31 protein-coding genes and 1 pseudogene are annotated in these 24,331 nt (G+C 64.0%); 19 read left to right on the top strand and 13 right to left on the bottom strand.

What is annotated here, in order from left to right; genetic code table 11:
• Positions 1-13 precede the first annotated feature (13 nt).
• From ACSFBC_RS03445 to ACSFBC_RS03425, 5 genes are read left to right on the top strand one after another with little or no spacing between them, the layout of a single operon-like run.
• A complete protein-coding gene (locus ACSFBC_RS03445; RefSeq protein WP_435508895.1) occupies positions 14-793 on the top strand; it encodes an amino acid ABC transporter ATP-binding protein in 780 nt (259 codons plus the stop codon).
• On the top strand, positions 793-1,545 hold the full coding sequence (locus ACSFBC_RS03440; protein WP_435508894.1) for a sugar phosphate isomerase/epimerase family protein: 753 nt from the start codon (positions 793-795) through the stop codon (positions 1,543-1,545). The genes ACSFBC_RS03445 and ACSFBC_RS03440 overlap by 1 nt, the downstream gene beginning before the upstream one ends.
• Positions 1,542-2,495: a sugar kinase gene (locus ACSFBC_RS03435; protein WP_435508893.1), complete on the top strand. Its 954-nt coding sequence runs from the start codon at positions 1,542-1,544 to the stop codon at positions 2,493-2,495. Before ACSFBC_RS03440 ends, ACSFBC_RS03435 begins: the two co-directional genes overlap by 4 nt.
• Positions 2,492-3,487 carry a 2-hydroxyacid dehydrogenase gene (locus ACSFBC_RS03430; protein WP_435508892.1) on the top strand — a complete coding sequence of 332 codons (996 nt, stop codon included), beginning with the start codon at positions 2,492-2,494 and terminating at the stop codon, positions 3,485-3,487. Before ACSFBC_RS03435 ends, ACSFBC_RS03430 begins: the two co-directional genes overlap by 4 nt.
• Positions 3,484-4,554, top strand: a complete 1,071-nt coding sequence (locus ACSFBC_RS03425) for a LacI family DNA-binding transcriptional regulator (protein WP_435508891.1) — start codon at positions 3,484-3,486, stop codon at positions 4,552-4,554. Before ACSFBC_RS03430 ends, ACSFBC_RS03425 begins: the two co-directional genes overlap by 4 nt.
• Positions 4,555-4,602: 48 nt before the next feature.
• Here the strand turns inward: ACSFBC_RS03425 and ACSFBC_RS03420 are convergent, their stop codons facing one another.
• Both ACSFBC_RS03420 and ACSFBC_RS03415 read right to left on the bottom strand, forming a co-directional pair.
• Entirely contained in the window at positions 4,603-4,965 is a 363-nt protein-coding gene (locus tag ACSFBC_RS03420) for a hypothetical protein (RefSeq protein ID WP_435508890.1), read from the bottom strand.
• Between the two features lie 74 nt (positions 4,966-5,039).
• Complete coding sequence (locus tag ACSFBC_RS03415; RefSeq protein WP_435509258.1) at positions 5,040-5,444, bottom strand: VOC family protein; 405 nt, start codon at positions 5,442-5,444, stop codon at positions 5,040-5,042.
• Positions 5,445-5,752: 308 nt separating this feature from the next.
• Here ACSFBC_RS03415 and ACSFBC_RS03410 point away from each other — a divergent pair, with 308 nt between their 5' ends.
• The 3 genes from ACSFBC_RS03410 to ACSFBC_RS03400 all read left to right on the top strand — a co-directional run bounded on the left by ACSFBC_RS03410 (position 5,753) and on the right by ACSFBC_RS03400 (position 8,492).
• Positions 5,753-6,634 (top strand): LysR family transcriptional regulator, encoded by an 882-nt coding sequence (locus ACSFBC_RS03410; RefSeq protein ID WP_435508889.1) that lies wholly within the window; start codon positions 5,753-5,755, stop codon positions 6,632-6,634.
• Between the two features lie 177 nt (positions 6,635-6,811).
• Positions 6,812-7,780 (top strand): Bug family tripartite tricarboxylate transporter substrate binding protein, encoded by a 969-nt coding sequence (locus ACSFBC_RS03405; protein WP_435508888.1) that lies wholly within the window; start codon positions 6,812-6,814, stop codon positions 7,778-7,780.
• 46 nt (positions 7,781-7,826) lie between these two features.
• A complete protein-coding gene (locus ACSFBC_RS03400) occupies positions 7,827-8,492 on the top strand; it encodes a M15 family metallopeptidase (RefSeq protein WP_435508887.1) in 666 nt (221 codons plus the stop codon).
• Here the strand turns inward: ACSFBC_RS03400 and ACSFBC_RS03395 are convergent.
• From ACSFBC_RS03395 to ACSFBC_RS03385, 3 genes and pseudogenes are all read right to left on the bottom strand, one after another.
• Positions 8,489-8,602, bottom strand: a pseudogene (locus tag ACSFBC_RS03395) (Lrp/AsnC family transcriptional regulator); the annotation flags it as partial. The gene ACSFBC_RS03400 and the pseudogene ACSFBC_RS03395 sit on opposite strands and share 4 nt — an antisense overlap.
• A gap of 229 nt (positions 8,603-8,831) precedes the next feature.
• Positions 8,832-9,485 (bottom strand): DMP19 family protein, encoded by a 654-nt coding sequence (locus ACSFBC_RS03390; protein ID WP_435508886.1) that lies wholly within the window; start codon positions 9,483-9,485, stop codon positions 8,832-8,834.
• Positions 9,482-10,699 (bottom strand): DMP19 family protein, encoded by a 1,218-nt coding sequence (locus tag ACSFBC_RS03385; protein ID WP_435508885.1) that lies wholly within the window; start codon positions 10,697-10,699, stop codon positions 9,482-9,484. The genes ACSFBC_RS03390 and ACSFBC_RS03385 overlap by 4 nt, the downstream gene beginning before the upstream one ends.
• A 150-nt stretch (positions 10,700-10,849) precedes the next feature.
• On the opposite strand from ACSFBC_RS03385, the gene ACSFBC_RS03380 reads away from it, so the two are divergent.
• Entirely contained in the window at positions 10,850-11,872 is a 1,023-nt protein-coding gene (locus ACSFBC_RS03380; protein WP_435508884.1) for a hypothetical protein, read from the top strand.
• Positions 11,873-11,905: 33 nt separating this feature from the next.
• On the opposite strand, the gene ACSFBC_RS03375 is transcribed toward ACSFBC_RS03380, so the two are convergent.
• Positions 11,906-12,364 carry a RidA family protein gene (locus ACSFBC_RS03375; RefSeq protein ID WP_435508883.1) on the bottom strand — a complete coding sequence of 153 codons (459 nt, stop codon included), beginning with the start codon at positions 12,362-12,364 and terminating at the stop codon, positions 11,906-11,908.
• Positions 12,365-12,448: 84 nt separating this feature from the next.
• Here ACSFBC_RS03375 and ACSFBC_RS03370 point away from each other — a divergent pair, with 84 nt between their 5' ends.
• Both ACSFBC_RS03370 and ACSFBC_RS03365 read left to right on the top strand, forming a co-directional pair.
• Positions 12,449-13,180 (top strand): hypothetical protein, encoded by a 732-nt coding sequence (locus tag ACSFBC_RS03370; protein WP_435508882.1) that lies wholly within the window; start codon positions 12,449-12,451, stop codon positions 13,178-13,180.
• Between the two features lie 124 nt (positions 13,181-13,304).
• The gene (locus ACSFBC_RS03365) at positions 13,305-13,604 is read left to right on the top strand and encodes a hypothetical protein (protein WP_435508881.1); all 300 of its coding nucleotides are present in this window, start codon (positions 13,305-13,307) and stop codon (positions 13,602-13,604) included.
• Positions 13,605-13,715: 111 nt separating this feature from the next.
• Here ACSFBC_RS03365 and ACSFBC_RS03360 read toward each other — a convergent pair whose 3' ends face one another.
• Positions 13,716-13,850, bottom strand: a complete 135-nt coding sequence (locus ACSFBC_RS03360) for a hypothetical protein (protein ID WP_435508880.1) — start codon at positions 13,848-13,850, stop codon at positions 13,716-13,718.
• Positions 13,851-14,254: 404 nt separating this feature from the next.
• On the opposite strand from ACSFBC_RS03360, the gene ACSFBC_RS03355 reads away from it, so the two are divergent.
• The 7 genes from ACSFBC_RS03355 to ACSFBC_RS03325 all read left to right on the top strand — a co-directional run bounded on the left by ACSFBC_RS03355 (position 14,255) and on the right by ACSFBC_RS03325 (position 19,064).
• The gene (locus ACSFBC_RS03355; protein ID WP_435508879.1) at positions 14,255-14,668 is read left to right on the top strand and encodes an OsmC family protein; all 414 of its coding nucleotides are present in this window, start codon (positions 14,255-14,257) and stop codon (positions 14,666-14,668) included.
• Between the two features lie 469 nt (positions 14,669-15,137).
• On the top strand, positions 15,138-15,752 hold the full coding sequence (locus ACSFBC_RS03350) for a DUF1444 domain-containing protein (RefSeq protein ID WP_435508878.1): 615 nt from the start codon (positions 15,138-15,140) through the stop codon (positions 15,750-15,752).
• Between the two features lie 117 nt (positions 15,753-15,869).
• The gene (locus ACSFBC_RS03345) at positions 15,870-16,532 is read left to right on the top strand and encodes an imm11 family protein (RefSeq protein ID WP_435508877.1); all 663 of its coding nucleotides are present in this window, start codon (positions 15,870-15,872) and stop codon (positions 16,530-16,532) included.
• A gap of 134 nt (positions 16,533-16,666) precedes the next feature.
• Positions 16,667-17,290 (top strand): tyrosine-type recombinase/integrase, encoded by a 624-nt coding sequence (locus tag ACSFBC_RS03340; protein WP_435508876.1) that lies wholly within the window; start codon positions 16,667-16,669, stop codon positions 17,288-17,290.
• 586 nt (positions 17,291-17,876) lie between these two features.
• Entirely contained in the window at positions 17,877-18,212 is a 336-nt protein-coding gene (locus ACSFBC_RS03335; RefSeq protein WP_435508875.1) for a hypothetical protein, read from the top strand.
• Between the two features lie 83 nt (positions 18,213-18,295).
• Positions 18,296-18,682, top strand: a complete 387-nt coding sequence (locus ACSFBC_RS03330; protein ID WP_435508874.1) for a hypothetical protein — start codon at positions 18,296-18,298, stop codon at positions 18,680-18,682.
• An 82-nt stretch (positions 18,683-18,764) separates the two neighbouring features.
• Positions 18,765-19,064: a hypothetical protein gene (locus tag ACSFBC_RS03325; RefSeq protein ID WP_435508873.1), complete on the top strand. Its 300-nt coding sequence runs from the start codon at positions 18,765-18,767 to the stop codon at positions 19,062-19,064.
• 78 nt (positions 19,065-19,142) lie between these two features.
• Here the strand turns inward: ACSFBC_RS03325 and ACSFBC_RS03320 are convergent, their stop codons facing one another.
• Together ACSFBC_RS03320 and ACSFBC_RS03315 are read right to left on the bottom strand one after the other, a co-directional pair.
• Positions 19,143-19,661 (bottom strand): hypothetical protein, encoded by a 519-nt coding sequence (locus ACSFBC_RS03320; RefSeq protein ID WP_435508872.1) that lies wholly within the window; start codon positions 19,659-19,661, stop codon positions 19,143-19,145.
• Between the two features lie 60 nt (positions 19,662-19,721).
• The gene (locus ACSFBC_RS03315) at positions 19,722-20,267 is read right to left on the bottom strand and encodes a hypothetical protein (RefSeq protein ID WP_435508871.1); all 546 of its coding nucleotides are present in this window, start codon (positions 20,265-20,267) and stop codon (positions 19,722-19,724) included.
• 365 nt (positions 20,268-20,632) lie between these two features.
• Here ACSFBC_RS03315 and ACSFBC_RS03310 point away from each other — a divergent pair, with 365 nt between their 5' ends.
• Positions 20,633-21,298 carry a DUF6988 family protein gene (locus ACSFBC_RS03310; RefSeq protein ID WP_435508870.1) on the top strand — a complete coding sequence of 222 codons (666 nt, stop codon included), beginning with the start codon at positions 20,633-20,635 and terminating at the stop codon, positions 21,296-21,298.
• A 445-nt stretch (positions 21,299-21,743) separates the two neighbouring features.
• On the opposite strand, the gene ACSFBC_RS03305 is transcribed toward ACSFBC_RS03310, so the two are convergent.
• From ACSFBC_RS03305 to ACSFBC_RS03290, 4 genes are all read right to left on the bottom strand, one after another.
• Positions 21,744-22,274: a hypothetical protein gene (locus ACSFBC_RS03305; RefSeq protein ID WP_435508869.1), complete on the bottom strand. Its 531-nt coding sequence runs from the start codon at positions 22,272-22,274 to the stop codon at positions 21,744-21,746.
• 45 nt (positions 22,275-22,319) lie between these two features.
• Positions 22,320-22,652, bottom strand: coding sequence for a hypothetical protein (locus ACSFBC_RS03300; RefSeq protein ID WP_435508868.1), 333 nt, complete (start codon positions 22,650-22,652; stop codon positions 22,320-22,322).
• Between the two features lie 99 nt (positions 22,653-22,751).
• Complete coding sequence (locus ACSFBC_RS03295; RefSeq protein ID WP_435508867.1) at positions 22,752-23,306, bottom strand: aspartate/glutamate racemase family protein; 555 nt, start codon at positions 23,304-23,306, stop codon at positions 22,752-22,754.
• Between the two features lie 243 nt (positions 23,307-23,549).
• Positions 23,550-24,086 carry a CbrC family protein gene (locus tag ACSFBC_RS03290; protein WP_435508866.1) on the bottom strand — a complete coding sequence of 179 codons (537 nt, stop codon included), beginning with the start codon at positions 24,084-24,086 and terminating at the stop codon, positions 23,550-23,552.
• Positions 24,087-24,331: the final 245 nt, after the last annotated feature.

Below are 24,331 nucleotides of genomic sequence, written 5' to 3'. Positions count from 1 at the left end.
GGAACGAAAAACTATGACCGACGCAGTCACGACCCCTGCCGGCACCGAGCCGATCATCCGCATGGAAGCGGTGAACAAGTGGTACGGCGAATTCCAGGTGCTGACCGGCATCGACCTGAGCGTGCGCGCGGGCGAACGCATCGTGATCTGCGGGCCCTCGGGCTCGGGAAAATCGACGCTGATCCGCTGCATCAACCGGCTCGAGACGGTGCAGAAGGGCCGCATCGTGGTCGACGGCATCGACCTCACGGCCGGCGGCAAGAACGTCGATGCGGTGCGCGCCGAAGTCGGCATGGTGTTCCAGCAGTTCAACCTGTTCCCGCACCTGACCATCCTCGAGAACTGCACGCTGGCGCCGATGCGCTCGCGCGGCATGAATCAGGCGCAGGCCGAAGAGGTGGCGATGAAGTACCTCACGCGCGTGCGCATTCCCGAGCAGGCGAAGAAGTACCCGAGCCAGCTGTCGGGCGGCCAGCAGCAGCGCGTGGCGATCGCGCGCGCGCTGTGCATGTCGCCCAAGATCATGCTGTTCGACGAGCCCACCTCGGCGCTCGATCCCGAGATGGTCAAGGAAGTGCTCGACACCATGATCGGCCTGGCCGAAGACGGCATGACCATGCTGTGCGTGACGCACGAGATGGGCTTCGCCCGCAGCGTGGCCGACCGCGTGATCTTCATGGCCGACGGCAAGATCGTCGAGCAGGCGCCGCCGGCCGAGTTCTTCAGCAACCCTAAGAACGACAAGACCAAGCAGTTCCTGGGTCAGATCCTTTCTTCGCACCAGGCGCACTGATGGCCTCGATTCCCGTACTGATCTCGCTGTCGTCTTTCGGCGCGGCCGAGGTGGGCCGGCACGGCCAGCTCTGGTGTTCCGAACTCGCGCGCGCCGCGGGCGCCGATTCGGTCGAGGTGCGCGGCGAAATGCTGCGTAACGCCGACGCCGAACTGCCCGCGCTCGCGGGCCATGCCTCGGTCTACAGCAGCCCCGAGGGCCTGTGGGCCGAAGGCGGCTGGCTCGACAGCGCGGCGCTGTCGCGCGGCATCGCGGCCGCGACCACGCTGGGCGCCAAGCGCTTGAAGATGTCCATCGGCGACTTCCGCACCACGTCGCACGGTTCGCTGTGGGGCCTGAAGACGCAACTGGCCGAGACGCGCGTCGAACTGCTGATCGAGAACGACCAGACGGTATCGGCGGGCACCTTGCCCGCCTTGCTCACCTTCTTCGACGTGGCCGATCGCGCCGGGCTGAACCTGGGCATGACCTTCGACATGGGCAACTGGCACTGGCTGGGCGAGTGTCCGCTCGAGGCGGCCAAGGCGCTCGGCCACCGCGTGCGCTATGTGCACTGCAAGGGCGTGCAGCGGCTGCCGGCCAAGTGGGTCGCGGTGCCGCTGGCCGATTCGTCGGCCCCCTGGCGCGCCGTGCTGCGTGCGCTGCCGGCCGACGTGCCGCACGCCATCGAATACCCGCTGATCGGCGACGACCTGCTGGCCGCCACACGTCAACAAATCGACTTCATACGCGCCGCCCGCGCCTTGCCATGACCGATACCGCCTTCGACGTCGCCCTGTTCGGCGAAGCCATGCTGCTGCTGGTGGCCGACCGGCCCGGACCGCTGGAAGACGCGCAGTCCTTCCACAAGCGCACCGCCGGCGCCGAGACCAATGTGGCCATCGGCCTGTCGCGCCTGGGCCTGAAGGTGGGCTGGGCCAGCCGGCTCGGCACCGATTCGATGGGCCGCTACCTGATCGCGACCATGAAGGGCGAGGGCATTGACTGCAGCCACGTGATCTGCGATGCGGCACAGAAGACCGGCTTCCAGTTCAAGGGCCGCGTCACCGACGGCAGCGACCCGCCGATCGAATACCACCGCAAGGGTTCGGCCGCGAGCCAGATGACGGCCGACGATGTCGACGTGGCCTGGCTCGGCTCGGCGCGCCACCTGCACGCCACCGGCGTGTTCGCCGCGATCTCCGCGACCACGCTGCCGGCTGCGATCAAGACCATGGACGTGATGCGCGCCGCGGGCCGCACCATCTCCTTCGACCCCAACCTGCGCCCTACGCTATGGGCCTCGACCGAGGCCATGCGCAGCGCCATCAACGACCTCGCCTCGCGTGCCGACTGGGTGCTGCCCGGCATCGAGGAGGGCCTGCTGCTCACCGGCGAAAGCACGCCCGAAGGCATCGCCGCCTTCTATCGCAAGCTCGGCGCGAAGCTGGTGGTCGTGAAGCTGGGCACCGAGGGGGCCTATTACGACAGCGACGTGGCGGGCACCGGTCGCGTCGCGGGCTTCCCGGTCAAGGAAGTGATCGACACCGTGGGCGCGGGCGATGGCTTCGCGGCCGGCGTGATCAGCGCCTTGCTCGAAGGCCGCAGCGTGCCCGACGCCGTGCGCCGCGGCAGCTGGATCGGCGCGCGCGCGGTCCAGGTCCTGGGCGACACCGAAGGCCTGCCGACGCGGGCCCAACTCGACGAGGCGAAGCTGGGATGACTGCTGCAATCCGCAAGAAGGTGCTGGTGTTCCGAGAACTGCCGGAAGATCAGCTCGCACGGCTGCAAGCCGCGCACGATGTGACCGTGGCCAACCCGAAGGTCGCCGCACAGCGCGCGGCCTTCGATGCCGCGCTGCCCGAGGCGCAGGCGCTGATCGGCTCGAGCTGGCCGGTCGATGCGGCGCTGCTCGATCGCGCGCCGAAACTCGAGGTGATCTCCAGCGTGTCGGTGGGCGTCGACAACTTCGCGCTGGCCGAACTGCACCGGCGTGGCATCATGCTCTGCCACACGCCCGGCGTGCTCGACGAGACCGTGGCCGACACCATGTTCGCGCTGCTGATGGCGACCAGCCGTCGCGTGGTCGAACTGTCGAACCTGGTGCGCGAAGGGCAGTGGACGAAGAACATCGGCCCCGATCTGTTCGGCACCGATGTGCACGGCAAGACGCTGGGCCTGCTGGGCTTCGGCCGCATCGGCCAGGCCATCGCGCGTCGCGCGGCGCTGGGTTTCGGCATGCCGGTGCTCTACCACGCACGCCGCCCGGTCGACCTCGCGGTGCAGGCGCCCGAGCTGCAGGGCCATGCGCTGCACACGCCGCTCGACGAACTGCTTGCACGCGCCGATTTCGTGGTCGCGATGCTGCCCCTGTCCGATGCCACGCGCGGCATGATCGACGCCGAGGTGTTCGGCGCGATGAAGCCGGGCGCGATCTTCATCAACGGCGGCCGCGGTGCCACGGTGAACGAAGCCGCACTGCTGGCCGCGCTCGACAGCGGCCGTCTGCATGCAGCCGGGCTCGACGTGTTCGCGACCGAACCGCTGCCGCTCGATTCGGCGCTGCGCACCCATGCGCGCGTGACGCCGCTGCCGCACATCGGCTCGGCCACGCACGAGACGCGCCACGCGATGGCCGAGCTGGCCACCACGAATCTGCTGCAGGCGCTGGCCGGCGAGAGGCCGGGCGCCGTCTTCGACACGGCCTCGGCGTGAGCACCCGGGCACCGCGCAAGAAGCCCGCGGGCCAGCGGGCCACCATCGCCGACGTGGCGGCGGCGGCCGGCGTGTCGAAGGCCACGGTCTCGCGCTTCTTCAACCACCGCGAGCGGCTGCTGAGCCCGGACATCGCGGCGCGCGTGGAGACCGCGATCGCCGCGCTCGGCTATTCGCCCAGCCCCATGGCCCAGGCCCTGAGCCGCGGCACGACGCGCTTGATCGGCCTGATCGTGGCCGACATCACCAACCCCTATTCGGTGGCCGTGCTACGCGGCGCCGAGAAGGCCTGCCAGGACGCGGGCTACCTCGTGATGCTGTTCAACCTCGGCAACGAGAGCGGCCGCGAGCGCGAAGCCATCGACGCGCTGGCCGGCTACCAGGTCGACGGCTTCATCCTCAACACCCTGGGTCGCGGCGCGAGCACCGTCGATGCGGTGGCGCTGCACGGCAGGCCGGCGGTGCTGGTCGACCGGCGGCACGCAGGCATGCAGGCCGACTTCGTGTCGCTCGACAACCCGGGCGCGATGGCGCAGGCTTGCGAGCACCTGCTCGAGGGCGGCTACCGCGAGTTCCTCTACATCACCGAGCCGCAGAAGGGCGTGAGCACGCGGCGGGAGCGCACCAACGCCTTCGGCGACTGCATGGCCGCGCATGCGCCGGGCGTCAAGGGCGAGGTCTTCGAAAGCGAGGAGGGCGACACCGCCGGCCTCGACGCCGCGCTGCGTGCCCTACGCCAGCGGGCCCGGCGCGGGCGGCGTGCGCCGGCCGTGATCTCGGGCAATGCGGTGGTCACCTTGCGCGTGGCCGCGGCCGTGGCGCAATTGGGCTGGCGCTTCGGCGACGACCTGGGCTTCGTCGGCTTCGACGAGGCCGAGTGGTCGCCACTGGTCGGACCGGGCCTCAGCACCATCGCGCAACCCACGGCCGAGATCGGTCGCGGCGCGGCCAACTGCCTGATCGAACGCCTGCGCGGTCTCGACGTGCCGCCGCGTGTGCTGCTGCTGCCGGGCGAACTCGTGGTGCGCGGGTCGTCGCGGCGCGATGCGTCGAGCACCGACGCCTGAACGCGCCGCACTGTCAGCCTGAACGAACGGTCGGCGTTCGTTGGGCCTTCATTCGCCCGCGACGGGCCGTCTCCGAACGATCAGAAAGAACAAAAGACAGGCCAGGGCCAGCAGCCCGAAGAAGGTGAGCCCGAGCATCGAGTTTTCCGAGCCGATGTCACCGAGCAGGGTGCGTGCGTCCAGTGCGACGTACAAGCTGTAGAAGAAGGTTGGCAAGAACAGCACGACGGCCAGCACCCTGGCGGGCTTGCGCGATCGCAGCACCAGCAGGATCGCCAGAACGACCGATGCGGCAAGCAACAGAGGCACGCCGACCACGAGCGTGAGCAGGCCGTGCGGGTTGGACGCGAGCGCCGCGGACGGGCCAAGGACAAGGGCGGCTGCGGTCAGAAGTCGCAAGGTCATTCGCATGGGCTTTCTCCTGGTGTGGACGGCACTGTCTGCGGTCCGGCGCGCGAGGCGTGGGGTGCAGGCGCGGCGACAGGTCATGCGGCGTCGGCCGCCGGGCCATGGCAGGCGACACAGAGCTTGTTTCCGTCCGGGTCGCGGAAGTACGCGCCGTAGTAGTTGTCGTGGTACTGGGGGCGCAGGCCCGGCGGACCTTCGCAGGTGCCACCGTTGTCCAGCGCAGTTCGGTATGCAGCTCGGACGACCTCCCTGGAGGCCGCCGCGAAAGCGATCATCTGCCCGTTGCCGGGGTGATGCGGCTGGCCGTCATGGGGCGTGCAGATCACGAAGAAAGGGCGCGTCCCATCGGCACTGTGCCAGCCCGCCCACGGCCTGTTCCGCTCGCAGAAGCGCAGCGCGAGACCCAGACTCTCCATCACCGGACCGTAGAAGCGCAGGGCGCGTTCGAAATCGCTGACGCTGACGAAGACATGGGAGAACAAGGGGGCTCCTCGGGTCGTTGGAAGGACGGTTTCGACCGCCGGGATGTGGGCAAAGCGGTCGGCCTCCAGCATGCCACAGGGCCGTCCCGGCAAAGCCGCGTCGGCCGTCCGAGCGCCCGCAACCGGCCAGTGCGCCCGGGGGGCATTCGGTGCGCGACGTGGCGGGCCGCGCCGCAGCGTGCGCGTCCTACAATGGCGCGCCGGCACGGGGACACGTGCACACGTTCGTCGAAGCCGACGACCGCGGCAACCCCGGAACGGTCCGTCGTTCCGATCCGCCTCGCACTGCGCGCCATCCGATTCCCACCATGCGTCTGCGCCATCTCGAGATCTTTCATGCGGTGATGCGCACCGGCTCGATCAGTGGCGCCGCGGACCTCCTCAATCTGTCGCAGTCTGCCGCGAGCAAGGCCCTGGTCCAGGCCGAGCACGCGGTGGGCATCACGCTGTTCCAGCGCGTGCGCGGCCGGCTCGTGCGCACGCGCGAGGCCGAGCAGATCTTCGCGCAGACCTCCTTGCTGTTCACACAAGCCGAGAACGTTCAGCGTCTGGTGCGCAATCTCAAGCGCAACCCCGAAGACCATCTGCGCGTCGGCTGCCTGCCCAGCCTGGGGCTGGGCCTGATCCCCTGCGCCTTGGCGGCCTTCCGTGAGCGCTGCCCCGGTGTTTCGCTCGAGCTGTCCACCGGCAACGGCGACGAGCTGCTGGAGCGCCTGCTCGTGCACGAACTCGATGTCGCGGTGTCGTTCGACATGCCCTTGCGCCAGGGGCTCGCGCGGCTGCCGGTGGGCGATGTTCCAGTGGTGCACGTGGCGTCGGAAGCCGATGCCGACGCGGGCGACTGCGTGCATCTGGCGGCGCTGGACCCGCAGCGCTGGATCGGCAGCGGCGGCAGCGATCCGCTGGCGCAACGCATCCGCGATACCTGCGACCGACTGCACCTGCCCGAACCGTCTCCCATGATCGAGACGCGCACCTACTACATCGCGGCCGCTCTGGCGCGCCAGGGCGTCGGTTTCGCACTGGTGGATGCGTTCACGGCGCACGCCATCGCGCACGATCTGCGCATCCGGCCGCTGGAGCCGGCCATGGTTCTCGACGTGGTCGCGTTCCATGGTGTCTCGGCCATGCGTTCGGTGGCTTTCGACACCTTCATCGCGACGCTGCAATCACAGTTCCCGCGGTCCTGAATCGGCGGACTCCGTCGGTCTTTGCATGCGGCCCGTGCACCGGCGTGCGCGGCGGCGGCCTCGGGGTATTCCAAAACGACTACCTTGCGCGCTTCTTTTCCATCGCCGCCACGACGTTTTATTTCAATACTCCGCCTGCGTTCCGCATCCACGACCAGAACCAGGAGACAAGCGACCATGAAGTTCCCATCGACGCGCCGCCTTTTCGTCAGCACGGTGATCGCGCTGGCGTTCTCCGCCGCCCATGCCCAATGGCCGGAACGGCCGATCAAGATCATCGTGGCCTCTGCGCCCGGCGGCAGCCCGGACATCGTCTCGCGCCTGATCGGTGCGGAGCTCGCCAAGCGACTCGGCCAGCCCGTCGTGATCGACAACCGGCCCGGCGCCGCGGGTGCCATCGGCATGGCTGCGCTGGCCAATGCGCCGGCCGATGGCTACACCATCGGCTACGGCAACAACGCCACGCTGGCCACCAACGAGTTCCTCTACGCCAAGCTGCCTTACGACGCGAGAAAGCTCGAACCCATCATCAACACCTCCAGGACCGCAAGCCTGTTCGTCGTGAACAACGACCTGCCCGTGCGTTCGATCCAGGAGTTCATCGCCTACGCCAAGCAAAACCCCAACAAGCTGTCGTTCGCCACGGGCGACGCGGGCGGATCCGGCCACATCGGTGCCGAGCTGTTCAACCGGACGACCGGGATCCAGGTCGTCCATGTGCCCTACAAGTCCGCCTCGCAGGCCATGACTGATCTGATGGGCGGCCAGGTGGCCTACCTCATCGACAACTACTCCGTCGCGGGCCCCCACGTCAACGCGGGAAAGATGCGCGCGCTCGCCGTCACCGCGCGTGAACGCACGCCGCTCTTTCCCGATGTGCCGACGATGGAGCAGTCCGGCCTGCCAGGCTACGACATCACCGCCTGGGGCGGATTCGTGGCCCCGCCCGGCACGCCGAGCGAGGCCATCACGCGGCTGAACAAGGAACTCAACGCCATCATCCAGGAGAAGGAGTTTCGCGAGCGTCTGCTCAAGATCGGCTCCACCGTGGTCGGCGGTAGCCCGGAAGACTTTCGCAGCCTGATGGAGAGAGAGCGCGTCAAGTGGGGGGAGCTGGTGCGCATGGCGGGCGCCAAGGGCAGCTGAGGCGCCGCGCGATCCGATAAACATCCTTCCCGGTGCCTGAACCCTCGTGATTTCACTGTTCGATCCCATCCTGCGCAGCATCCCCCTGGTCGAGAGCGATGAGCCTTTCGTCGATCTCGGCGCTGCGGGCATGCCCGTGCTGGCGGACCATCTGCGCATCGGCGTGTCCAATCCCAGCGAGCACTTCCTGAAGGTGCGCCGGGGCGTTGCGCAACGGCTGTTCGCGGCCGCCGACCGGCTGCCGCCAGGCCTGCGCCTGCTCGTCAAGGAGGGTTACCGACCGCTGGCACTGCAACGGCTCTATTTCACGCGCCGTGTCGCGAGACTGCGCGAGTTGTACCCGAGCGCCACCGAAGTTCATCTGCAGGAACGGGCCGCGCACTACGCGGCACCGCCGGAGGTGGCCGCCCATCCCACCGGTGCAGCCGTCGACCTGACGCTGGCCACGGCGGACGGCATCGAGCTCGCGATGGGAAGCCCGGTCAACGCGAACGATGACCTGTCGTCGGGGAGTTGCTACACGGCCTCTGAATTCATCAGCCGCCAGGCGCGCAGCCACCGGGATCTGCTGATCGAGGTCATGACGCACGCGGGCTTCGTCAACTACCCCGCCGAATGGTGGCACTGGTCTTTCGGCGATCGGTACTGGGCCGTGGTCACGGGTCACCCGCACGGCCTCTACGGCCCCGTCGAGGAGTCGGCGCTGGGCTAGACATTCAACTGCGTCGTCGACAGCACTTCCTTCAGCACCAAGAAGCTCCGGATCTGCCGCACGCCCGGCAGGTAGAGCAGTTGCTCGGCGTGCAGCCGATTGAAGCGCTCGTGTGCACAGCTGCTTTGAAGCTTGATGGCGCCGATGCGAGGCGCGATCCTGGCCATCACGCGCAAGGGGCGCGTCGTGCCCGAACTGCTGCGAGCCTTCGCCCGGCGGGGCGGCGCTACCTGAGCCTCAGCGGCGACGACGTCGAGGCCTTGCGCGAGACCGCGCTGAGGCTGGATGCGGAGATCGACATCGAATGGTCGAGTCTCTCCGCGATGTAGCGCGGTCCGATCAGGGCGAGCGCGTGGGCGCGCTGCCGTAGTGCCTCAGGCCCAGCACCGACAGGCGCTCCGGGCACTCCCAGTACGCCTCGTCCAGCGTCTCGAGTTCGGCCTGCTCGGCCTCGTCGAGCTGCGTGTAGAGGTCCATCAGGCTCCGGATCGCGGGCGACCCGTCCAGCCTGCTGAGCACTGCGCGCATGTGCTTCACCAGTGCGAGCCGCTGCGTGGCGCCGATGGTCTCGAGCGCATCGATGGCGATGCGGCAGTTGGCCTCGCCCCAGTTGCAGAAGAACTGCAGGAAGCCGCCGTTGTGGATGTCGGCTTCCATGCGCCACAACGCGACCAGTTCTTGCGTGCGCGGCGGCAACGCATCGACTTGCCAGCCGGCCTGCCGGAGGGCAGCCAGTGCCTGGTCGAGCTGTTGGTCCCAGACGATGTCGCGCACGTTCACCATGCCCTCGGCCGAGGCCGGCCACAGGTCGGGCCAGACGAGGCCATGGTCGTCGTCGACCCGTTGCCATGCGAGCCGCTGTGCCGGCGTGGCTTTCTCCAGACGGATGTGGCGCTGAAGCGGCTCGTGCAGCAGGCGACCATCGGCCAGCGTGAGTACCAGCTCGGTGGCGTCGATGGCCACCGAGCGGACCGCGAGCCCGGAGGCGCTCATCGTTCGATCCCCTTGCGATAGACCGCACGACTGAGCTCGGTGGCTTCGCTGCCGTCGGCCTTGCTCTTCATCCAGCGCACCGGCCCCTCGAGGTAACCGTCGACCAGCGTGCCTTCGCGCCAGCGGAGTTCGCCCTTCTCGACGGTCAGGAACTGGTGCAGTCGGCCGGTGCCTTCGGGCGCCAGCGACTGGCCGTCGCGGTCGAGCACCTGGAGGTAGCGTTCGCGGCGGGTTTTCTCGTCGTAGACGCTCTCGGTGTTGAGCGCGCCGCCGGGCCAGTAGCGGCTGCGGTGCTCGCCGTCGGCGCGTTTCTCGTGGCGCAGCTGGAGCGTGCCGTCGGCGAAGAAATGCGCATCGCCCAGCGACTGGTTGTCGCGATAGAGCGACGCCGTCTTCGGCATGCCGTTGGCATGCATGGATTCGCGCAGGCCGTGCTTGCTCCACAGCGCGCGCGTGCCTTCATGCGACTGCAGCTTGCCGCCCTTGAGGCGCCAGTTGCCGCCGGCCTGGCTCGGGTAGTGCAGCCAGTTCCGCGTGCGCGTGCCGCCGTAGCCGCTCTCGGTCTGCAGCAGCTGCCGGTCACGCGAGAACCAGACCACGTCGCAGTCGCCATCGCCGCGCTCGAGCAGGTTCGGACCGATGGGGAAGCCGTTCTCGAAACGCAGCCGGTGCGTGCCGTCCTTCAGCGCGACGTGCGCCACGCCGCGGTCCGGCAGGCCGGGCACGGCCGCGATGTCGAAGTAGTCGTGCGGTGACTGCACGATGGCCGCGCACAGCCGTTGCGAGATGGCGTGGTTGACGGCGTAGAAGTCTTTCTCCAGCGCCTCGAAGCGATCACGGTGGCTGGCGAACAGCGATTCCGGCCACGCGTCGCTGTTGCGCGCCGACGCGACCGCCGGCGCCACGTCGGCCCAGGCTGCATGCACCGCCTCGACGAAGGGCAGGGCTTGCGACAGGTGCGGGTTCTGCGCGACGAAGGCGGGCACCTGCGCGAAGCCGGGTGTCGACAGCGCGAGGTTGTAGAAGTACTGCATCACGCCGCCGTTCGAGATCTGGCCGTCGAACAGGTCGTAGAAGTAGGCGGCACGCACCAGCGGCGCGGCGTCGAGGGCCTGCTCCGGCGACAGCGTGTCGATGATCGCGGACGTGAAGTAGGGTGCGGCCTGCAGCAGGCCCGACCAGTCGATCGCGGGGCGAAGGGTGGGGGTGTTCAACGGGGATTCCACTCGAAAGGACGATGGCATGAGTATGCCGAAGCGCATGCGGCGCGCCCTTCGGCCGCCTCGGTGCGGGCTCCTAGAATCTGCGCTCCTGGTCCGACGCGACACGCGCGTTCCGGACGCATCACTCTCCCGGCACCTCGCATGCATCTTCGTTTTCCTTTCCTTCCCTCCGCCTTCCTCGTCCTCGTGCTTTCGGGCTTCCATGGCGGCGCCGCGGCCCAGGCCCCGACGCCCCAGGCGGCCCCTGTCACCACTGCGGTGGCCGCGCCGCGCCTGCGGCTCAGCGAACAGCCCAAGGTCCGCAGCGCCGTGATCGGGCTGCTCGGCTACGCGCGCGGCAATTTCAACGAGGTCGATGCGCTGATCGCCAGCCAGGTGCTCGCCGGCATGCGCTCGCGCCACGACATCACGCGCACCGTCTGGCCTGATGGCCGCATGGTCATCGCGTCCGTCGATGGAGGCGGTCACGGCGAGGAGCGTGCCGCCATGCTGCTCGATGCCGAGGGGCGCTTGCTGGCGCTGGGTCTGGTCAATGGGCACTGCCGGGCACCGGTGAGCAGCGACGAGCGCAAGGTGTGCAACCCCGCGCCCCAGACCGTGCTGTCGATCTTCCAGCCGGCCGGTGCGAAGCAGGCCGATGCCGATCCGCTGGTGGTCTGGGGCAAGACGCTGCCGAAGTTTCTGGCAGTCATGGCCGAGAGCGACGACCCGGTGCTGTCGGCGGACGCGCAGAAGATCGCGAGCGTCGAGTACCTCACCGGCGAGCCGACGACACCGGGCTGGCGCGACGATCAACTGCCCCCGGGATTCCCGGCCTCGCTTCGACCCTTGCTGCTGCAGACGGCCGAGGTGAACAGCACGGCCAGCGCCGGCAAGGTCGTGTTGCCCAAGGGTCTGGCGGGTCAGCCCATGCGGACGGCCTATCAGCGCGCGCAACGCGACGAGCCTCAACTGCCCGATGCCGAGGTGACGCTGCGCAGCTATGCCGCGCTCGACACACTGGTCGATGCCTATGGTGCGCTCACCCAGGGTGCGAGGCCGGAGGAGAGCGGCCGCGAGGTGGTGTTCAACGGCACCGACGGCGCTGGCCGCTACAGCGTCCGGCTGCGCGATGCGCAGGAGACCGGTGTGTTCATCACCGTCTCGAGCTGGAAGCGCCGCTAGCCAGCGAAGCCGCGGGCCAGGCGCCGATCCGGATCAGGCGATCTCGGCGATCAATTCGATTTCGACGCAGGCACCCGTGGGGATCTGCGCCACGCCGAAGGCGCTGCGTGCATGGGCGCCCTTTTCCGGACCGAAGACTTCGGCGAAGAGTTCGCTCGCGCCGTTGGTCACCAGGTGCTGTTCGGTGAAGCTGCCGGTCGAGTTGACCAGGCTCATCACCTTGACGATGCGCACGACCTTGTTGAGGTCGCCGACGGCCGCGTGCAGCGTGCCGAGCAGGTCGATGGCGATGGCGCGTGCGGCCTTCTTGCCTTCTTCGGTCGCGATGTCCGCGCCGAGCTGGCCGACCCAGGACTTGCCGTCCTTCTTGGCGATGTGACCCGAGAGAAAGACCAGCTTGCCGGTCTGCACGAAGGGCACATAGGCGGCGGCGGGCGTGGCCACGGGCGGCAGGGAGATGCCGAGCTGGGAAAGCTTGTCGTAAACGCTCATGAAAAAAAACTCCTGATGAAAAGCCTTGGAGGTTAACGCGGTTGTCCATGGATTTTTGCGTATCCGCAAGAAATCCGGGCGTCGATGCGCGATATGGACGATGTGGGCATGCGCCGCTGGCGCGCAATTTTTCGCGGCGAGCAAGGTCGGATGCGGCGCGATCTGGTGTCAAATTGTAAGGATCGACGCCATGGCGATCTTCCGGCTGGCGTCGATGTGCGGATGCCACGGGGTCCGCACGTCCGTGCCTCTTCACCTGTTCTCCGAAAGCCCCGATCCATGTTCTCTGCGCTCAAACTGCTTTTCCTGTCCGCCGTGCTCGTGCTCACCGGTTGTGCCGCCAACGTGCAGCGCCAAGGCAGCGTCGACAAGCAACTCGTGATCTCGCCGGTCGCGGCCAAGCGCATCACGCTGGAGGTGCAGGGCAGCAAGGCCCTGGCCGCGTCGAAGGATTGGGAGCAGTTCCGCAACGAATGGCGCATCGGCATGGAAGAGGCGACCAAGGCCGCGGGCATGACGCTGGCGCCGGTGGATGCGTCCGCCGCGACGACCACGCAGCCCTCGACCCGGGTCACCGTCAGGATCAACGACTACCGCTACATCACGCGCGGGGCCCGCGTTGCCGTGGGGATCATGACCGGCAATGCCTACATCAATGCCGACGTCTTCTTCACCGAGTTGCCGGGGACGGCGCTTGCGGGCACGCGCAAATACGCGACGACATCCTCCGCCATCCAGGGGGTCTTTGCGCCGATGACCGAGAGCCAGATTCGCGGCATCTGCGACGAGATCGTCAAGGACGTCGCGCAGCACTAGCGAAAGACAGCGGCTGTTCCTTGTCATTCATGTCCGAGACGCGCTGCATGCAAGCCACTTTGCGGCATGTAAACGCACGCGGGGTGGCTGCTTCACCAGTGGCGGACCTTCAAAGGGAGGCTTCATGTTCAACGTACTGACGGACGTCGTCGTCGGAATCTTCGAGTTCATCGTTGACGTCGTTCTCCTCAGAAGACAGCGCCGTAAGCGCGGTCACAGCGACCGCGCATTCTCGGAGGACGCGCGCGCGGTCGCACACTTTGACCTCTTCACGTTGACCTACATCATTTTCGTATCGGTCGCGTTGATGCTTTTCCTGAGCTTCGTCGCTGGTGTTTCCGTGGGCCGGAGCATCGCAGTGGGTGTCGCCGTGGGCGTGGTTTGGGGCGTCTGGCAATACATGCAACTGGTCAACAGGCAGTAGGTGCCTGGGGCTGTGATAGCGGTGCCGTTGGGCGTCCAATGAAATGACAAGGTGGGTCGGGTGGCCCAGGATGCAACCATGTGACGTGGAATAAGTCATCGCTGCCCAAGATCAAAAGCGATTGACAAAGCTGAGAATCGTCGACCAGGCCAGCTCAAGCAAAGCCCATGCGGAAAACAATCCGTTCACCACAAGAAAAAGCGCGCCAACGACAATCACTAAAACGATGAGGTGCATAGCCTTCATACGATGAATTTCCCGGAAAGCGCAACGCAATGTGTCCCGCAAACCTGCAGGATAAGCGGGGTGGTGCGGGGTATTCTGGACGCCAAGTTCTGCTGAAAGTGGCTTGTGGCTTGGGTTTTCACTCTGTTGCTCAACATCCAGGTATAAAAATCCGCGAAACCCGGCAAGCCTTACCTGAGCAAACTATAGCTTCAAGCAGGCAGGGGACCGGACACTCAAGAGCCCGTTTCGGGCTGCGCGATCAAGCCGCGTGTTGAATCAATGATCACTTTGACGACCAAGGCCCACCGCCGGCTTAGGGGCCCAAACGTGCCTGCGATCCTGTGGCAGGATTCGGCCAAAACCTGCCCGCCGGCGGGCGGCATGATTTCGACTGGAGCCACATCGACCAAACGGAGCCCACCATGCTGATATCTGCCACTGTCAGGAACTCCCAGGCCCAGCACGAAGTCGCGGTGCGCACGGGTAGTTCCACGCAGTCTCTTGCTGTGCCGTCCAAGCCTTCTGGTAAAGGTTCGGCAGTCAATGGTGGTGAGTTCCTAATGCTCGCGCTGGCGACCTGCTACTGCAATGACCTCTACCGTGAGGCCGAACGCCTGAACGTCGCCGTTGAGGGGGTCGTGGTCGAGGCGACAGCGGATTTTCCGGGCGCTGGCTTGGCGGCCACCAACATCCAATACAAAGTCAAGGTATCGTCACAAGCGAGACTCGAGGACATCGCCTATTTGGTGCGGCAAACAGATGCGGTCGCCGAAGTTCACAACACCATTCGGGCGGGAGCTGCGGTCACCCTTTCGAGGGACCGCGCTGAACTGTGAGCTGCCCTTTCATTCGGGACATGTGGCAGCATCCGGCCAAAACCGGACCTTCACGGGTGTGGCAGGATTCCCGCCAAGTAGTCGCTCCGCATCACCACCATGAACGTTCATCGCTCCGTTTCGTATCGCGCCCAGCGCATCAGCGGGCCGACCGCAGTCCTAGTCTCCCTGCGGTTCGGAAAGACGCCGGCGCCGGGACCACACATGATTCGACTACTGGGCGAAGGAGAAGGACCGGCCGCGAGATTCGACCTTACTGCTCATCGCGATGAGGTCCTTGCCGGCGTGGCCCGGGCCAATTACGAGCTGAGCGGGTGCTTGGAGGTTGAAGCAATCGAGGTTGTCCCGAGCGACACTCCTGGGACGGGCGACGTGGAGCAGCTTGCCTACGAGGTGGCTGTGGCGGTTCTGCGTGGAACGGTCTGACTGCTGCTCTCGGCCAATAGCAGACCCTCACGACTCGACTCACATGTCTAAGACCAAACCCTTCAGCGCATCGATTCTGTTGCTCGCTCTTCTTGGCACATCGGCCGTGCAGGCAGAGGGTACTGCAGGAGAGCTCTTGCCCCGGATAGTCAAGGCAGACGGTGCCGTGCAGACAAGGGGGCAACTGACCGCTCGTTCGACTTCTGCCACATTCGCCTATGTGGGCGACTTGGCGGTGGTCCTCGCATTCCAAGGCACAAGTGAAATCTCAGATGCCTCCCGCGACGACCTTGACCGGCTGCATCTCAGCGATGCCTTGGCAGTCAAAACGGCGCTTGATAACTTGATGCGTACCTGCCCGCCTAAGTTCGAGAGGTTTGAGGGAAATCTGTGGTCGGTCGATACTCCGTACCGTTGCCAGAGTGCACCATACCTTCTACATGACAGTCTATGGGGTGGGGTCGGACAGAAGCTCGCGAACGGAATTGTTGCCGCCCTGCCAACGGTGGATGGCCCAATCTTTTTTGTACCAGCAGACGACACGGGTGCAGTTGAGCGGCTGAGCCGGTTGGTCCAGACGGAACAAGGACGGTCGATGGCACGACCGCTCTCACAGCATCTGTACCTGAATCGCGGCGGGGAATGGGCAATGCTTTAAGGCGCAGCCAGTAAGTAGGACCGAGCGACTGCCACTTCAGAACGCCAGCTACGTTGCGTTTGCGAACGCAGCTAGCGGCAGCTTTCCGGTGTTGCGTGATGTCCGCTTTGGAGCGACTTGAACTTCTGCTTCGGGCCCAAACTCGCCGGCGATCCTGTGGCAAGATTCGGCCAGAACTGGAACTTCCCAACGCCCCTTCTGAATATGGCAAAACTGTTGAACGTGGACCTTCGGCGTAGCCTTCCGGCGCCTGAAGCATCTCCAGAGTTAAGTGACCTCAATCGACTGTTCGACATTGAAGGCTTTCATCTGAACAGGGGTAGGCGTTTCCATTCACTTTGGGGCGACGTGCGCGTCCAAGTGAAGGATGACAGGGAAAGTCCGCCGGGTTTGACGGACTTCTTCCAGACGGTTCCCTTTGATATTGTGTCCAAGCCTTTTGTCGAACTGCTCGAGCGATTCGACTGCGCTTGCGAGTTTCTCCCGTTGCGGGTTCAGTACAAACGGAACTGGCTGCTTGGCGAGTATTTCGCTCTCAACGTGCTGGCGGTCGTCGACGATGCCGTGGATCGTGACCGGTCGAAGTTCGCGGCCTACGATGAGGGCCCGTTGGAAGAGGTCGAGCATCTCGAACTAAAGCCCTCGGTTCTCGCCGCTAACCCGATCGCCTATCTCAGTGAAATCAGCCGTTGCGTGGTAAGTGATGAACTCGCGGCGGCAATCTCATCCGCTGGCATGCGAGGCGTCGCCGTGTCTCGGCCAGACGAATTCCGGAGCTAGGTTCTGCACGCGTCGTAGGCCGGGCTAGGTCGAGCTCAAGCGTCTGCTTTGTAGGAAGTACATCCGCTCTGGGCCCAGCGAAGCCGTGACGAGGGGGCAAAGTGTCGGTCCCCAAACTGCGTTAGGAGACCGAAATGGAATCACCGCTCGTCTCAACACTCCGCCACCCATGGAACAAGGGCAAGCTCGTTGGACAGAAGAGGCCCTTCAAGCTCAAGGAAATCTGGGCGATCCGCGTGCGCTTGCAGCTTTCCTGCCGAACTCGCGAACTGGCGCTGTTCAACCTTGGCATTGACAGCAAGCTTCGAGCATGTGACCTGGTCAAGCTACGCGTGCGCGACGTGGCCACCGGTGACCGTGCTGCCGCTCGGGCCAGCGTGATCCAGCAAAAAACCGGGCGTCCTGTTCAATTCGAGCTTACGGACCCCACCAGAGAAGCTGTAGCGAACTGGATGAAGGTCGCCCACCTCCGCGCTGAGGACTTTCTGTTTCCGAGCCGGGTGAGCTCATCCCCGCATCTTGGAACACGCCAGTACGCGCGCATCGTTGACAGATGGGTAGAGGAGATCGGGTTGAATTCGGCCGCCTACGGTACGCACTCGATGCGACGCACGAAGGCCTCACTGGTCTATCGCCGCACCAAGAATCTGCGCGCGGTTCAGCTTTTGCTCGGACATACCAAGCTGGAAAGCACCGTGCGCTACCTTGGCATCGAGGTGGAAGATGCGCTGGAGATGGCCGAGCAAACTGACGCCTGATGTACAGGACGCTCGTACGGCGGGCGTCCACAAAAGGCAGAATGCGGCCAGAACCGGTCGTTGGCCGCTACGGCAGAATTCGGCCAAGAGCGGTCGGTCGGTGCTGCCACAGAATTCGACCGTTCGCAGACTGTCCTGAACGTCAGTTGGGGTACTGTCAGGAAATGGATTCGACCGACACAAACCGCCCGTTGACCGCCGCTGAGCACACCCTAGCTCGGTGGATGTTGGAGAACGGCCTCCCAGAGGCTCGGGCATTTATTGAGCAGCTCGATGAGGCCGAAGTAACGCCGTGGCGATGCCCGTGCGGGTGCGCAAGCATCAATCTGCGAATTAGGGGGCGTCCTGCGGCGCCACCGGGCGTCCATGTTCTTGGCGACTATCTATGCGGTCCAGTCGACGCGCCGGCGGGTGCCTTCATTTTCGAAAGCGACGGCGTACTTGCTGGAATTGAGGTGTACTCGCTTGCCAGCGATGCGCCCTCAACGCTGCCTTATCCTCCACTAAGGCAGTTTGGGTAGGCCGGCTCGCGGCCACAAGTCGACACTCGCATGCCCCTCCAGTTTTCAAGCCAGCACAGGAAAAGATGAACACACGTCGCGTCCACGAACTCATGCGAGCTAACTTTCCTGCTACAGGTACCGAAGGTCTCGAATGGACCAACCTCGTTGATGAGCGCAGCCGCCTCATGGAGGACCGGTCGAGGGTTGTCTTGCTGGACCAGTTTGTCAAACGCAACGTGGCGGAGGTGCTCGTGGAGGTTCACCGAAAGCTTGGGGCACGCCTACTTGTCAACGATGTCGTCCCGTACCTCCAACGCTACGTCGGACAAGGCAACATCCGAATCTCGGACCGGGAATTCACAATGTTCGCCGTCCTGGCTGGAAATGGCGTCGGGGTAAGCTGGCGGGCAGCCGCTTAGTCGAGATTCGGCCAGAAGCGGACATCTGCAGCGACCTTAGAACCCGGAAAAATGGTCGACGTTTGACTCAACTCAGCCCGCTCGTGTTCATCCGCTTCGTCTTTCACAAAAAGGACCCGGACTCTGGACGGCGACAGGGTCTATTCCAAGCCCTCTCGGACTTGGAAAGCGGCGGCATCCTAGTCGGCGACGAGCAGGACCGCTATCGGGAAATCTCAGATTGGTTTCGCAAGCAGCTACACAAGCCAAGCAGCTTCACAAGGTCAAGCAGGCCGCACGCGAAGAAGGTCGCCTTGAGCTGGTTCAAAGACACCGCCGTCCTGCACATCGGCAGAATGCGTGAGCTCGCACAGGTTCTGGAAGCGCATGATGTCGCCGTTGATGTGTTGCAAAGCCTAAGGCCTGGCTATGTGGTCTACGAGGACGATTTTCAGGTTGCAGCTGAGCCCTTCGTCGACACACCGACCTAGCTACATCGAAACGCCCCTGAGATTCAGCCTACGGCCACAAGCTGACCTCCGCCCCATCCCTTCTTAGGCCAAAAGAAATGTCATGACCTGGGTCAAAAACGTAGCCGGCTTCAGAGACTTCCTTTCCCTCGTCATCGTGCATGCGCCCGATGATTTCCCCGAAGAAGACTATCTCGCCCCTGGCGAGCAACTCAACCTCGTTCGAGCGTTTGGCGAACTCTACAAAGGCCTGGAGCTGGTGTCGTCAAGCGCCGGCTCAAATCTGATAGATGTGCCTGCGCTTCGCGACCTGCTGGACCGTGCCCTTGTGGCGTACCGCGCCGGTGAAGATGTGAAAGGTGCTCACCTGCTTCAGGAATTTGAGGCGGCTGCATTCAGATGAAGGTCCGCTTCGGAGCGCGGCGTACAGCCGCTTCGGGCCCAAAGCGGGCTTAGGTTTTGCTCGAAAGCAGACGTCTACTCACCCGGCGTAATCCGCCCAGCGTTCCTGTGGGTTTTTCCGGCAAAAGTCATGTGCCTTCAAGAGCCGAGCTCTCGTAAGCCGCTGATTGCCATCGCCGGCAAGCGAGGCGTCGCACTGTTGGGAAAGCCACATGATGAAGAGCTCCGCGCTCGGAAATTCTGTTCGCTCATCCTTATGTTTTGGATAGGCAGCGAGCTCCTCCTCCGACTCTTTAGTAGTAAGCAAATGCCCGTCCTGCAGTGCGCCGTAGACAAAGGTGCCATCGAACTCGCGCAGACCCATGCCGCAGTAGTCGCGATGGCGATAACAAAGCTGCAGCCCCTGCCGCAGAAGTTCAGCTGTGCGCTCGCTGAGTTCCTTCCCGATGGGCACAGTGGCCAACGCCTCTACGTTCTGAACCAAATTCGCGGCTGCGCGCCCTCGCCGCTTGCTCCGAACAGACAGTAAGAAAATCGTTGCTCCAATGATGGGGAGCGGGGCGACAAAGAGAAATGTCTCCCAAACCGTTGCCTGCATCTTTGCTGTCCCTTGAAACTCGATTCTGGGCTGACGCCCGGTGTCCGCTTCTGGCCGACATCAGTCGACAAGCACCGGCTCGCCGTCTACGAATCGGTACTCGTTGCGGCCGAGGGGCTTCCGGGACTCTTGCCCAGCTCGAATTACGAACACCTCGACGGCCTGCCGTACTTCGTCAGAACAGTCCGAAGCGAAGTACGCCACCGATTCAGGCGCCGGAACTGAGGCCATCAATTGACTCGCACCCAGCGAGTTTGCTATCCAAGGCATGAGACCGTTATGAAGGACAGTTGCTCCTGCAAGCCAATGTTGGTCGAAAAAGGCAAACTTCCCGCCATTGGGCAACTCCGCGATGCCCAACAGGAGTCGTGACTCTTGGATTTCGCGGCCCAGGTTCGCCATCGCGATGGTCGCTGCCTCATGTTCGCTACCCGCCCACGTCGAAGCTTCCGCGGGAGTAATCGCCCTCGTCGCACTTCCGAGGTCCTCCCAGAGTAATGCGCTCACTCTGGGTCCGAGGTCCCAATACTCATACGGCTTCGAGCCCAGGGTGCTGAGGATGCCTCGCTGAGCAATGGCCGGGAAAATCTTGGAACGGTCCAGCATTTTTATAGCGTCGCAGCTTTTGAGAGGTGATAAGGACGGCAATGGCCAGGGTGAGCGCAGACCATGGCTGATTGTTGCCTCTAAAGCAGTTGGTGCGCACACGCTTCAAGGTGGAGCCGGCTTCATTTCGCCTAGGGTTGTGAGCGTCGCGAACGTCCGATTCGACGCGATTTCCGCTCAAGTGTCGAATGACGGCTTCTGGCCGACTGTAGCCGGTCGGGCCGCTGTCGCGAAGGGGCCCAAATCGGCAACACGTCAGGCCCGATGCGCATGTCCTTTGCAGCGAAAGCAGGCATCCGTGACTGCTGCACCTTGTCGCCCTCTGCCACAACGTCGTGCTACAGGTGAACCGAATACGATCGGGCATGACGCGCACGCACGACGAACTAGTTCTCAACGAAAAATTTCTCCAGCAGATCCCTCAGATCAAGAGGGTCGCTGAGGGAACGTGGCGTGAGCAGATTGCGATTGCGCTGTGTCACCTCAGCATCGAGCATCACAGTGGCTTGATAACGTTGATTCAAGAACGCCAGCTCAGTCCTGCCCTTGCAATGTTTCGTCCTCAGATGGAGGCATGGCTCCGCTCGATGTGGGTAAGCCAGCAAGCACCCGAAAAAGAGCTGCAAGCGTTCATGAAAGGAGAAGAGTTCGTTCTGGTGGCAAACAAGAGGAATGGCGGGGTGGACAAGAAGAAGCGCATACCCCCACCGATACGAGAAATTATCGAAAGGGTTAGGGACGACGTTGAACGCGAGGCGCTCTTGTCGAACTACGACTCGACTTGGAAGTCGCTCTGCGACATGACACATGGTGGACCGCTTCAGGTCAACGCTCGACTTCAAGCTCACGGAATTGAGACCATCTACCCTGACCTGCACATCGGCGGCCTCGTTCATGCCAGCACGCGACTGGCATACCTTGCGATGATGGAGATGGCGGAGGTCCTACACGACCCCGAACTGCGTGACGGCATCCACGAACTTTTTCTATCGATCTACCCAACACCTCACGTGATGGTCGGAAAAAGCTGACCATCCAGCAACGTACTCGACACCGCACCACGGAACCACGACTGCCAGCGGTGGGGGAAGGCCGCCATGGTCCTGTTCTAAAGTCGCGTGAGTGACCACATTCCGACAAGGACCGATGTCCGCAACGTTCGCAGCTGCGCCACTGGCCCTCCGGCGTCAACGGCAGCAACCAGTCTGAAGCGGACGTTGGGCCCGACGCGCTCAACGTCCGCTTCTGGCCGAGTTCAGCCGCTCAGTTGAGCGTCCGGTCTTGGCCGCAAGCGGCCTGCAAGAGGGATGCTACTGGGGTCTGCTTCGTGGATGAGTGCTGTATGCATAGCGATCGCATGCGGTCCGTGCCGTCGTGCTGCGCATCGAGCCGCTGAGCGTCTCCTCCTGCCGGCCATCCATGGCTCGGTGCATGGGACTGGGGACTATCGGCTCGCCGTCGAAGACGGTCTCTTTCCTATGGTTTTCGCTGCGCGTCGTTCTCGTCGCTGACGTGGTCTAGCAGATCGTCAACAGTGTTGAACGGCACCGTTTCTGCATCCACTTCTCGCGCGTCGACGGCAAGGTCATCGAGAGCAAGTTGTTCGTCAAGCTGAGCATGGATCCAGCTGTCTGGAAACTGGCGCGGCGCTTCGAAGCGCAGAAGTGTCGCTCCGGCGAACACAACGACAGACTTCAAGACCAAGTCGGAGCGCAGGCTGCTGGTCTCCTGCACTGGCTCGTCACCGACGGCCGCCTCAATCTCGCCTACGACCTGGTCGATGATCAGTCCCCACTGCGTTGGCGAGACGCCGAGTATTTGGTCGATGCCGCGCAGCAGCGCCGTAGCGTCCGGTGCTTCTCCGCCCTCGAGTTCAGGATCGACGTTGACCCAAACGTCAGCTTGCGCTGCCAACACTCGAGCCCGGCCCACGACAATGTCCTCGCTCACCTCAACATCGGTCAGTATCCCGCTGCTTGCGATCGCCTCTCTGAATTTGTGGATCACTCCGTCTCCCTGTGTGAAAGCACCGTCCAAGTCTGCTTGTGGCCGTCAGCGGCTGGTGAGGACCGTGGGTTTTCCGCCAACGCCGTCACGGCCGTTGGAAGTGCAAAAAACCTTCTTATGCCAGTACATGTGCGGGGCAGCAAACCAGGTCTGGTTCTCGTCATTCTGGAACTGGGCCAGCTGAGACATGGGTATCCCATACCTGTGGAAAAGAGCGATGAGGTCACGCAGGCTCCCCTGCGAGAGCCGTTTTGACCGGACGACAATGGTGTCCTGCTCCCATCGAAGCACCCCGGGAATCTCGACCGCCCATTCAAACAGATGCTTTTCGTCCAGCTGTGAGCCGAACATGATTCCAGAGCAGTCCAGGTAAACCATTTACGCGTCCGAGCAGGGTGTGATCTTCGAATGCTAAACGGAGGACGAAGGCGAAGGTCCTGTACTGGCCGGATGCTGTCTCAACGAGCGATGGGCTACTCAATTCGGTGCGCCCAAACCCAGGTGGCGCGACGCCGCCTCCACCGCCGCAGCCAAGCCAGTTGCAGGGCTGCTGAGGGGGCGTGGGCCCGCTGTCACGAGCGCGGCCGCGCCACGCATCGAGGCTTGTGCCAGCGCAACGACTGAAGCACCGCCGACATAGGCGCGATCCGCAGCCTCTGCAATGGTCGACAGGTATCCGTCGAGGTCGCCAGCCTTGAACAGGGCCCACGCCCCTGGAACAAGCTGCACCTCGACGGTAGCGTCCGACTGCCGCACCGCATGGGAGAAGAGACGGGACGTTGGGTCAATGGTCGTTTCGACCGCGCACAAGGCGACGATTCTGCCGCCTGCATTCGCGGCGGCAATTGCCAGCGCGCCATCTGTCCTCAGGACAGGGGCTCCCGTGTTTGCTACGGTGGCATCGACAGCCGGCCCCAAGGTCGAACACGTGAGAATCACAGCATCGGCATCTTGAGCGAGCGAAATCAGCGCCAGTCTCGTTGCGTCGGCGATATCGGCGGTCAGTCCGCCAGCCTTCTCGGCTGCGGCCAAAAGGTCGGCTCGGACCTCATGCCGGAGAGCATCAGGCGGAATACCAAGCTCCCTGGCAGTGGCATCAAAAACTGCGATGTTGCTATCGGCAGTGTGGAGACAGGCAATTCGCATAGAACCGATTTCACCTCATTCATCCAAAACATCTTCGAACGGCTCTGCCTACGAGGCACCCAGGACCAACTTGCTGCGCCGGGCAGCGAAGGGCTCCTGTTGGCCGAGCGCCGCCGAGTGCCGCAATCACTAACTCAAGTCCCAGCCGAAGAGGACTTGGTGACAGTGGCGGCACACGAACTTGTAGAGCGCCGAATCACCGCCGGGCCGATAGCCCGTTGTCGCTAGACGCCATCCTTCCTCACCCTGCTGATGAGCGGCCAGCCAATAGCTTTTCGTTTCCTCCGATGCATTCATGACATCCTCGACGGTCGCATCCCCGTGGAACTCGCAAGCGTCCCCGCAATGGGTCAACCACTGCTCCTGTTGCCAGGATACGTAGCCGGGGGTCCGAAGATGGACTTCGGCCACCACGGAATCTGGGACTTGGGCTTGGATCAGCGGGTGGGCGTCGGCAAACGATGCATGGAACTTCTCCGCAGCGTCTCCACTGGCAATGCACCACGGGCAGATGGACTCCCGAAGGTCTTCAACAGCGTAGACCGGCCCGACGTAGATGAACCCCCTCGCTCGACCACAACATGCGCATTGAGCCGGGCTCTGCTTAACCACACCGGTGGCAACGGGGTTGGGGTGGTAGCGAAATGTTGGCAGGGGCTCGGACATGATGGTGCTGGAGGTTCACGGGGAAGGTCTGCTTCCGGCCGCATTGTGCCTTCGCCTTGGCGCCCGCAGCGGCGGGTATGCGGCCACAAACCGTCCAGCATCGGTCAGTCCTGGCAACTCCAGCGCATCCTCGGCCTCGATGCCTGGATCGCGAACGGTGCTTCCCGATAGGTTCGCCATTCGTTCGGTTCCGCCGGTCGAACAGAGATCACAACACCCACTTTCTGCTTGAGAACATTCCTGAA

The organism is Variovorax frigidus (genome assembly GCF_051216515.1).
GTDB lineage: Bacteria > Pseudomonadota > Gammaproteobacteria > Burkholderiales > Burkholderiaceae_C > Variovorax.
Note: the sequence above shows the minus strand (reverse complement) of the source record. Positions and strands in the feature narration are given on the sequence as shown.

Excerpts from the sequence above, each read along its gene's own strand:
- ACSFBC_RS03445 (WP_435508895.1), top strand. The coding sequence starts at position 14 with ATGACCGACGCAGTCACGACCCCTGCCGGCACCGAGCCGATCATCCGC.
- ACSFBC_RS03440 (WP_435508894.1), top strand. The coding sequence starts at position 793 with ATGGCCTCGATTCCCGTACTGATCTCGCTGTCGTCTTTCGGCGCGGCC.
- ACSFBC_RS03435 (WP_435508893.1), top strand. The coding sequence starts at position 1,542 with ATGACCGATACCGCCTTCGACGTCGCCCTGTTCGGCGAAGCCATGCTG.
- ACSFBC_RS03430 (WP_435508892.1), top strand. The coding sequence starts at position 2,492 with ATGACTGCTGCAATCCGCAAGAAGGTGCTGGTGTTCCGAGAACTGCCG.
- ACSFBC_RS03420 (WP_435508890.1), bottom strand. The coding sequence starts at position 4,965 with ATGCGAATGACCTTGCGACTTCTGACCGCAGCCGCCCTTGTCCTTGGC.
- ACSFBC_RS03410 (WP_435508889.1), top strand. The coding sequence starts at position 5,753 with ATGCGTCTGCGCCATCTCGAGATCTTTCATGCGGTGATGCGCACCGGC.
- ACSFBC_RS03405 (WP_435508888.1), top strand. The coding sequence starts at position 6,812 with ATGAAGTTCCCATCGACGCGCCGCCTTTTCGTCAGCACGGTGATCGCG.
- ACSFBC_RS03390 (WP_435508886.1), bottom strand. The coding sequence starts at position 9,485 with ATGAGCGCCTCCGGGCTCGCGGTCCGCTCGGTGGCCATCGACGCCACC.
- ACSFBC_RS03380 (WP_435508884.1), top strand. The coding sequence starts at position 10,850 with ATGCATCTTCGTTTTCCTTTCCTTCCCTCCGCCTTCCTCGTCCTCGTG.
- ACSFBC_RS03375 (WP_435508883.1), bottom strand. The coding sequence starts at position 12,364 with ATGAGCGTTTACGACAAGCTTTCCCAGCTCGGCATCTCCCTGCCGCCC.
- ACSFBC_RS03370 (WP_435508882.1), top strand. The coding sequence starts at position 12,449 with ATGCGCGATATGGACGATGTGGGCATGCGCCGCTGGCGCGCAATTTTT.
- ACSFBC_RS03365 (WP_435508881.1), top strand. The coding sequence starts at position 13,305 with ATGTTCAACGTACTGACGGACGTCGTCGTCGGAATCTTCGAGTTCATC.
- ACSFBC_RS03360 (WP_435508880.1), bottom strand. The coding sequence starts at position 13,850 with ATGAAGGCTATGCACCTCATCGTTTTAGTGATTGTCGTTGGCGCGCTT.
- ACSFBC_RS03355 (WP_435508879.1), top strand. The coding sequence starts at position 14,255 with ATGCTGATATCTGCCACTGTCAGGAACTCCCAGGCCCAGCACGAAGTC.
- ACSFBC_RS03350 (WP_435508878.1), top strand. The coding sequence starts at position 15,138 with ATGTCTAAGACCAAACCCTTCAGCGCATCGATTCTGTTGCTCGCTCTT.
- ACSFBC_RS03340 (WP_435508876.1), top strand. The coding sequence starts at position 16,667 with ATGGAATCACCGCTCGTCTCAACACTCCGCCACCCATGGAACAAGGGC.
- ACSFBC_RS03335 (WP_435508875.1), top strand. The coding sequence starts at position 17,877 with ATGAACACACGTCGCGTCCACGAACTCATGCGAGCTAACTTTCCTGCT.
- ACSFBC_RS03325 (WP_435508873.1), top strand. The coding sequence starts at position 18,765 with ATGACCTGGGTCAAAAACGTAGCCGGCTTCAGAGACTTCCTTTCCCTC.
- ACSFBC_RS03320 (WP_435508872.1), bottom strand. The coding sequence starts at position 19,661 with ATGCAGGCAACGGTTTGGGAGACATTTCTCTTTGTCGCCCCGCTCCCC.
- ACSFBC_RS03315 (WP_435508871.1), bottom strand. The coding sequence starts at position 20,267 with ATGCTGGACCGTTCCAAGATTTTCCCGGCCATTGCTCAGCGAGGCATC.
- ACSFBC_RS03310 (WP_435508870.1), top strand. The coding sequence starts at position 20,633 with ATGACGCGCACGCACGACGAACTAGTTCTCAACGAAAAATTTCTCCAG.
- ACSFBC_RS03300 (WP_435508868.1), bottom strand. The coding sequence starts at position 22,652 with ATGGTTTACCTGGACTGCTCTGGAATCATGTTCGGCTCACAGCTGGAC.
- ACSFBC_RS03290 (WP_435508866.1), bottom strand. The coding sequence starts at position 24,086 with ATGTCCGAGCCCCTGCCAACATTTCGCTACCACCCCAACCCCGTTGCC.